The sequence below is a fragment of the Mycolicibacterium sp. CBM1 genome, assembly GCF_054073305.1.
The window spans coordinates 75,112-83,304 of sequence record NZ_JBSXPP010000022.1 but is presented as its reverse complement, the minus strand read 5'-3'; the positions used below and the strand labels follow the sequence as shown (position 1 = coordinate 83,304).

Annotated in this window: 6 protein-coding genes and 1 pseudogene; 4 read left to right on the top strand and 3 right to left on the bottom strand. The window is 64.5% G+C overall.

Annotated elements, in window-relative coordinates; all coding sequences use genetic code 11:
• The 3 genes and pseudogenes from ACXDF8_RS23905 to ACXDF8_RS23895 form a co-directional block, all read right to left on the bottom strand.
• A pseudogene (locus ACXDF8_RS23905) lies at positions 1-1,235 on the bottom strand (hypothetical protein); the annotation flags it as partial.
• A gap of 951 nt (positions 1,236-2,186) precedes the next feature.
• Positions 2,187-3,365, bottom strand: a complete 1,179-nt coding sequence (locus ACXDF8_RS23900; protein ID WP_457225747.1) for an acyl-CoA dehydrogenase family protein — start codon at positions 3,363-3,365, stop codon at positions 2,187-2,189.
• Positions 3,366-4,358: an acyl-CoA dehydrogenase family protein gene (locus ACXDF8_RS23895; RefSeq protein WP_457225746.1), complete on the bottom strand. Its 993-nt coding sequence runs from the start codon at positions 4,356-4,358 to the stop codon at positions 3,366-3,368.
• A gap of 269 nt (positions 4,359-4,627) precedes the next feature.
• Between ACXDF8_RS23895 and ACXDF8_RS23890 the strand changes: the two genes are divergently transcribed.
• Genes ACXDF8_RS23890 through ACXDF8_RS23875 form a run of 4 tightly spaced genes read left to right on the top strand, consistent with a single transcriptional unit; the run spans position 4,628 to position 8,185 of the window.
• Positions 4,628-5,719, top strand: a complete 1,092-nt coding sequence (locus tag ACXDF8_RS23890; protein WP_457225745.1) for an amidohydrolase family protein — start codon at positions 4,628-4,630, stop codon at positions 5,717-5,719.
• 18 nt (positions 5,720-5,737) lie between these two features.
• A complete protein-coding gene (locus ACXDF8_RS23885; RefSeq protein WP_457225744.1) occupies positions 5,738-6,883 on the top strand; it encodes an amidohydrolase family protein in 1,146 nt (381 codons plus the stop codon).
• Positions 6,884-6,887: 4 nt separating this feature from the next.
• On the top strand, positions 6,888-7,280 hold the full coding sequence (locus ACXDF8_RS23880; protein ID WP_457225743.1) for a Rieske (2Fe-2S) protein: 393 nt from the start codon (positions 6,888-6,890) through the stop codon (positions 7,278-7,280).
• Positions 7,277-8,185 (top strand): alpha/beta fold hydrolase, encoded by a 909-nt coding sequence (locus tag ACXDF8_RS23875; protein WP_457225742.1) that lies wholly within the window; start codon positions 7,277-7,279, stop codon positions 8,183-8,185. The genes ACXDF8_RS23880 and ACXDF8_RS23875 overlap by 4 nt, the downstream gene beginning before the upstream one ends.
• Positions 8,186-8,193: the final 8 nt, after the last annotated feature.

Below are 8,193 nucleotides of genomic sequence, written 5' to 3'. Positions count from 1 at the left end.
GGGAACGCCGCCAACGCCGCCTGGAACGCCGCCGACAACGAAGTCGCCCCGTTCGACAGCGCATTGATAACCGCCTGGAAACCCGTCAGCCCCGCGGCAATCCCCGCCTGGATCGTCTCACCCAACTGCCCGGTGAACGTCGTCAACGCATTGGCCAACACACCCAACGTCGGATTAATCGCCGCCAGAGCACCATTGAGCGCCGCCACGAACGCCGCCGGCGACGGGAACGCCGCCAACGCCGCGTTAAACGCCGCCGCCAACGTAGCCCCACCCGAGACCAGCGCATCCACAAAGCCCTGCAAACCATCGACGCCCACACTGAGCGCGGCCTGCAAAGCCAGCCCCAGATTCACATCAATATTGGAAAACGCCTGCACCAACGCATCGATAAACGCCGCCGGATTCGGGAACGCCGCCAACGCCGCCTGGAACGCCGCCGACAACGAAGTCGCCCCGTTCGACAGCGCATTGATAACCGCCTGGAAACCCGTCAGCCCCGCGGCAATCCCCGCCTGGATCGTCTCACCCAACTGCCCGGTGAACGTCGTCAACGCATTGGCCAACACACCCAACGTCGGATTAATCGCCGCCAGAGCACCATTGAGCGCCGCCACGAACGCCGCCGGCGACGGGAACGCCGCCAACGCCGCCTGGAAGGCCGCCGACAGCGCCGCACCGCCGGCCAGGAGGGCATTCGCCAGCTCCACGGCACCGTCGATGCTCACATTGAGGGCGGCCTGCAAAGCCAGGCCAAGATTGATGTCGATATTGCCGAAGGCCTGCACCAGAGCACTGATGAATGCCTGGGGAGTCGGGAACGCGGCGAAAGCGTTGTCGACGGCGGTGGCGAGTGCGCTTCCGCTGTCGAGCAGCCCGCTCACGATCGACTGGACGGCGGTGTTGCCCGAGTTGATGCCGGCGATGAGCGCGGCCTGGAGTGCATCACCGAGCTGAGTGATCGCCGTGTCGGCCGCGCTGTTGATGGCGTTGAGTCCGCCCTGCAGCCCGCCCCATGCGCCGTTGAGGGCTTGGATGACTTCCGACAGCGTAGACAGCGACACGTCGGCCATCGCGGACAGGGCCCGATCGCTCGCGATTTGAATGTCCGGCGGGGTGACCTGAATGGGCGCAAGCGCGATTGCACTGGCCCCGAATACTGCCACCCCCGCGGTCAGATATGACCGAACAGCAACGTCCATGACTTTCCCTTCACCTGAAAACAGCCCCGACACGACGAACTTACCTGAGAAAAACCTAAGCAGCAAAGGGGTTGCTCTCAGTTTTCTGTCGCGTCAATTTTTTGGCCGTATTTCAGTAGCCCACAATTTGCTGACGCGAAAATAACTGACGATGTTTCCGCCGCGCGACTCCGCAAATTCAGCAAAGATCCGTCTGGACGGCGCCATTCCTGCCGCGCGACCCTGCCCGGAGGGCGCCGCCCCGGCTGCAGGCCCTGATGACCACGCCCAGGGCGCTCCCCTCAGGCCAGAGGTCGACGCGATGGAGCGCGCCGACTGCCCCCGCGGTCGTCGGCATTCTGCGGGTAATCCCGCATTCAGCAATCGCCTTCCGGAGCACCCCGCGGCGGTCTCGCCTTCGCTGGCTGCGGCGAAGCCGGGCTGGCCACCGCCCAACCTGCTACGAAGATTCACAGCGAAACACGCCGGATGGCCGAGCTCCGGGGGTGCGGTTCGGCCTTCGTCACGCGCCGGTCGACCCCTCAGCCCATCAGCATCACCCGTGTTTTCCCGGGCTAGTTTGGACTCGAGCAGTTGGGGGAACCTGACGATCGACGCATTGCCGAGGTCATACCCCGAGCATGGCCAAAGGGAGCCCGTCGCCACTGTCGCGGCGGGGATTCATTTTGACTGGTCGTCGTGGGCATGGCATTAGCCATCGATGTTGCTACCTGTTTGTAACCGATACATTACGGATTAGCTGACAAGGTTTAGGCAGCGCGATTGCGGGTTAGTTTCCAAGTAAATGCTGAGAAAGCGAACCGAGTGTCGCAATGTGCTCAGCAAACAAATTGTCACGGCTGCCGATATCGGGGTGGACGACGGCATTGCCAGCACGACTCGAAGCGACCGCGCCACTTGACTGCGGTGCTGATGCCCCGGAACGACATCCTGGTTGTCGCACGGCGCAGTGCCGAGCGTTACCTATTGCGGCGGTGGTGTGCGTTACTTCCCGCGCGGTAGGCCCAGCACCTGCTGGGCGATGATGTTGCGCTGGATTTCCGATGTACCCCCGGCGATCGTCCCCGAGAAGCTGCGCGCATGCCGTTCGAACCAGCTGGCGAAATAATGGTCGAGGTTGAGATGGGCGTAAGGACCGGTGGTGGCGGGATGGACGAGGCCGTCGGCGCCGGCTGCCATCAGCGCGTTCTCGGACGCCCGCAGCTCGGCCTCGGATCCGAACAGTTTGAGCACCGACACCAACGCCACGTCCGTCTCGCCCCGTGCCGCCTTGGCCAGGCCGGCCGAGCCCATCAACCGCAACGCGTGGTAGTCCATGATCATCGACGCGTACTGATCTCTCTCCAACGGTGTCGTGGGCTCGAAATCACCGATCATGTTCGCGATCCGGTCGGCGAAGCCGAGCCACATCATCGTTCGCTCATGTCCGAGTGACCCGTTGGCCACGCCCCATCCCCCGTTGAGAGGGCCGACAAGGTTGTCGGCCGGCACCCGCACGTCGGTGAAGAACACCTCGTTGAAATCCAGGTCATCGACGCCGCAGATGGATGCGAACGGCCGGCAGACGACACCGGGCAGGTCCGTCGGGACCACCAGCACGCTGATCCCCTTGTGCTTGGGGGCATCGGGGTCGGTGCGCACGAATGTCAGCAGGAAATCCGCGTCATGTGCGCCGGACGTCCACACCTTCTGGCCATTGACGACGAAGTGGTCGCCGTCGAGCACCGCGCGGGTGCGCAACGAAGCCAGATCCGATCCGGCACTCGGCTCGCTCATACCCAGCGAGGCGGTCATCTCCCCTTTGAGCACCGGCACCGCCCAGCGCTGCTTCTGCTCCTCCGAACCGAACGAGATCAGCGATGCGGCAATGATATTGACGCCCTGCGGGTTGAAGCTGTGATAGATCCGTCGCCTGCACAGTTCCTCCAGATGCACGAACTGCTGCAGGATCGTCGCGTTGCGGCCGCCGAACTGCGGCGGTTGGCCGGGTAACAGCCAACCGCTGTCGAACAACAGTCGCTGCCAGCGCCGGGCCCAGGCAGGCATGTGCGAGACCGACCGGGGCCGCTCCTGGGTCTCAGCCTCGGTCGGCAGGTGGGCGTCGAGGAACGCGCTGAACTCGGCACGGAAGGCCTCGACCTCGGGATCAAATGACAGCTGCATCTACAGTTCCCCGCACTCCCGTACGACCGTCGCGCGGTGCTCGGCCGCGCCGCCCAACATCAACTCGCCGGCCTTCGCACGCTTGAGCGCGAATTGGACGTCGTTCTCCCACGTGAAGCCCATCGCACCGAAGAGTTGCAGGCCGTGCCGAAACACCACCGATTGACAGTCTCCCGCCGCGGCCTTGGCCATCGCCGCGGCAAGCCGCCGGCGCGGATCATCCGCGCTGATGGTCAGCGCGGCGAAGTACGACAACGCGCGGGCCCGTTCGATGGCGATGTGCATGTCGACGGCTTTGTGCTGGACTGCTTGGAAGGAACCGATCGGCACGCCGAACTGGTGGCGGTCGCGCACATGGCTCAACGCGAGGTCGAGGACACGCTGGCACGCCCCGACCGTGGTGATCGCGATCCCCATCAACGCGACGTGGTGGGACCGCTCGGTGTCGGCGTGGATCCGGGCGTCGTCGGTGACGCGGACGCTGGGGAAGCTGACGTCGGCGACATGCAGCACCGGGTCGAACACCGGGCTGCGGGTAACCGTCGTCGCCGCGGCGTCCACCAGAAACACCCCGCTGTGGGTCACCACCGCCAGCGTCTGCGCCCGGTCCCCGTCGAGGACATGCCGGGCGGTCCCGGTCAGGATCCAGCCGTCGGCATCCCGCCGCGAGGTCACTCCCTCATAGGCCGCCGCTGCCGGCTGCCGAGGAAGGTAGTGTTGGCCGGCCAACGGTGCGAACTGCGTGACGGTGGCCAGAAACGGTGTCGGATCGGTCGCGCGACCGAGTTCCTCGAGCACGATGGCCAATTCGACGGCATTGAGCGGATCGGCCAGCTCCGTCCAACCCTCCTCGGCGTAGATATCCCACAGCGCGCCAGGATCCACAACGCCCTCAGCGATCCCCCGGATCAGCGAGGCGGGGCAGTGCTTGGCGACCGCATCGCGCACGGTGTCCTGCCACAATCGTTGATCAGCATCGAACTCCAGTAACACCCCGTACCTCCTGACGCGCCGGCCCACCACTACGGAAATGTAATTCTCACAAGATGCTCGGCTTGTTCTCCCAAGACGGTATCGCACTCTACCGGCCGATTTGCTTGCTGCCCACCGTCGATTGAGGCAAAGTGGTAACGACGTTCTACTCTCAATCGCGAGAACAGTATTCTTGCTTCTGAAGAACAAAGATTTACACTGGAGAGGTCTGGTACGAGCGAGCTGGTCCGGCTCCGCTTGCCGCCTGACATTCACGAAAGGCGGGTTTGGTGATCGAGCACCGCGACGGGACGACGACGCCCCTGATCGACGCAAGCGTGCACATTTTCTTCGGGTCGACCCCTGAGTTGCGCACGGTCATGCGCGAACCCTTCAAGAGCCGTGGCTTCCCGGACTACGAGATGGACTGGTACGGCGCTCCCGGCGGTGAGTACGTCAAGGGCTCCCGCGGCCCTGACGGCCAATACCCGGGATCGGATCCGCAGATCGTCGCCAAGCATCTGTTCACCGACCACGGTGTGGATGTCGCGGTGCTGCATCCGATGGGCCGCGGCATCATGCCCGACCGCCACCTGGGTACCGCAATTCTGGCCGCCCACAACGAGATGATGGTGTCGCGTTGGCTGGAGCACCCGGAGTACGGCGAGCGGTTCCGGGGCACCATCCGGGTCAACCCCGACGACCTCTCCGGGGCACTGCGCGAGATCGACAAGTACAAGGATCATCCTCGCGTCGTACAGATCGGCATCCCACTGCAGTCGCGCGAGCTCTACGGCAAGCCCCAGTTCTGGGAGCTCTGGGAGGCAGCAGTGGCCGCCGGGCTGCCGGTGGCCACACACATCGAGACCGGTGAGGGGATCGCGAACCCGCCCACACCCAACGGACACCCCCGCACCTTTGAGCAGTACCTGGGCTTCATGTCGCTCAATTACGTCTATCACCTGCTCAACATGATCGCCGAGGGCGTGTTCGAACGGTTCCCGGAACTGAAGTTCGTCTGGGCCGACGGCGGCGCGGACCTGGTCACCCCGTTCATCTGGCGGATGGACTGCTTCGGCCGCCCGCATCTGGAGCAGACGCCGTGGGCGCCGAAAATGCCCAGCGACTACCTGCCCGGCCACGCCTATTTCATCCACAACAGCCTCGACGGACCCGGTGACGCCGACTATGCCGACGAGTGGCTGTCATTCACCGGCAAAGATGACATGCTGATGTTCGGCTCGAGCTACCCACACTGGCACTGCGGGGATGCCCTGTCGCTGCCCGCCGCGTGGACCGCCGAGCAGCGCGAGAAGGTCTGCTGGCGCAATGCCGCCGGACTGTACGGAATCGACATCCCGGCCCCCGTGGCCGCACAGTAGAGGCGCAAGGAGACCACGATGACTCTGACCCACATCCAGGACCGGGTTACTCCCGCCGAACGCGTCGCCGTACGTTGCGTCGACTCCGACGTCCACCCGGTGCCTCGCCGCGGAGTGCTCCAGCACTACATCCCGGAGCCGCTGCGCAGTAAGTACTTCATGAACCACCGGGTCGGCGAGCTGATCTACTACGACGCGCCCGACTATGCACACGCCTACGCCATGCGGGTGGACACCTTCCCTGAAGACGGCGAGTTCGCCTGCAGCGATCCAGATTTGGCTTTCCGACAGGCGATCATCGAGGCCGGTGCCGACATCGCCGTCCTGGAACCGACCCACGGCGCCTGCCGGCTTCCGGAAGCCACCGCGGCACTGTCCTACGCACTCAACAGCTGGCAGGCCGAGCACTGGCTGGACAGCAAGAACAACTGGCATGAGCGCTGGCGCGGGTCGATCTGCGTTGCGATCGAGGAGCCGCAGGGCGCGGCGGCGGAGATCGAGAAGTGGGCCGGACATCCCTGGATGTCCCAGGTGTTGATCCACGCCGAACCCCGGCCGTCATGGGGTGATCCGAAGTACGACCCGATCTGGCAGGCCGCGACCAAGAACGACATCGTCGTCAGCTGCCACCTGGGCCGTGGTGTCTACGAGACGCTGCCCATGCCGCCGGTGGGTCTCCCGAGCTACAACCACGACTTCATGGTCAGCTACTCGCTCACCGCGATCAACCAGGTCATGAGCCTGATCTTCGACGGGGTCTTCGACCGCTACCCCACCCTGCGAATCGTGTTCGTGGAGCACGCATTCAACTGGATCCTGCCCCTGATGTGGCGGATGGACGCCATCTACGAGGCCCGAAAGTCCTGGATGGACATCAAGCGCAAGCCCAGTGAGTACGTCAAGGAACACATCAAGTTCACCACCCAGCCGCTGGACTACCCCGAGGACAAGACCGAACTGCTGCGGGCCTTCGAATGGATGGAGTGCGAGAAGATCCTGCTGTTCTCCTCGGACTATCCGCACTGGACCTACGACGATCCGCGCTGGCTGGTCAAGCACCTGCCTGAGCACGCCAGGGAGGCCGTGATGTTCCGCAACGGCATCGAGACCTACAAGCTGCCGGACACGGTGCCGGCCATCGAAGGCCAGATGCGGGTCTTCTGAGCACATGACGAATCCCGACAAGCAGCCCCGCCTTGCCCAAGGCCGCGAGCACGTGGTGGCCACCGTCGACGAAATCCCGCCCGGTACCCACAAGCTGGTGCCGATCGGCAGACACGGCGTCGGCGTCTACAACGTCAACGGCACCTTCTACGCGATTGCCAACTACTGCCCGCACGAGGGCGGCCCGCTGTGTTCGGGCCGACCGCGTGGGCGCAACATCGTCGACGAGGATGTGCCCGGCGACGCCGTGATGGTCCGGGACATGGAGTTCATCTACTGCCCCTGGCACCAGTGGGGCTTCGAGCTGGCGACCGGCACGACGGCGGTCAAGCCGGAGTGGAGCATCCGCACCTATCCCGTTCGCGTGGTCGGCGACGACATCCTCGTGACGGCATGAACTCGCCTAACCCCGGCGGACTGGCTCTGCGGGCCGGCGAGCAGGTCCTCGAGATCAACGGCGGTAATGTCGTCTACGAAATCCTCGGCGACACAGGTGAATACATCGCCCTGACCCCCGGTGGCCGATACAGCAAGGACATCGAGGGGCTGCGCCCACTGGCCGATGAACTGGTCAAGGGCGGCTACCGCGTGTTGCTGTGGGACCGGCCCAACTGCGGCAAGTCCGACCTGCAGTTCTACGGCCAGAGCGAATCGCACATGCGCGCCGAGACACTGCACGCCCTGATCACCGGACTGGACATCGGTCCATGCGTCCTCGCAGGCGGATCGGGCGGCGCCAGAGACTCCATCCTGACGGCCATCCTCTACCCGGAGATCGTCACCAAGCTGGTCACCTGGAACATCGTCGGCGGGGTCTACGGGTCGTTTGTCCTGGGCTCCTACTACCTGGTTCCCAGCATCCTGGCCGTCCGCGGACTGGGCATCAAAGGCCTTCTGCACGTGAGTGAGTGGAAGGAGCGGATCGCCGAGAACCCGGCCAACAGGGACCGGATCCTGGCGATGGACACCGACGAGTTCCTGCGCGTCATGATGCGCTGGCTCAACGCGTTCGTGCCCAAACCCGGTCAGGCGATCCCCGGAGTCGACGACGATCTGTTCGCAGACATCACCGTCCCCACCCTGATCATCCGTGGCGGCGAGAACGACTGGGATCACCCCAAACGCACCTCGCTGGAGGTGAACTGCCTCATCAAGGGCTCGACGCTGATCGATCCGCCTTGGCCGGAGGACGCCTGGGAGCGCGCCGGCGAGGACCGTGCTTCGGGGAAGGTGAAGCGGTTCAACATGTTCGACACTTGGGTCCAGGCGGCTCCGGCCATTCTGGACTTCCTCGGCCGATGACCACCCGC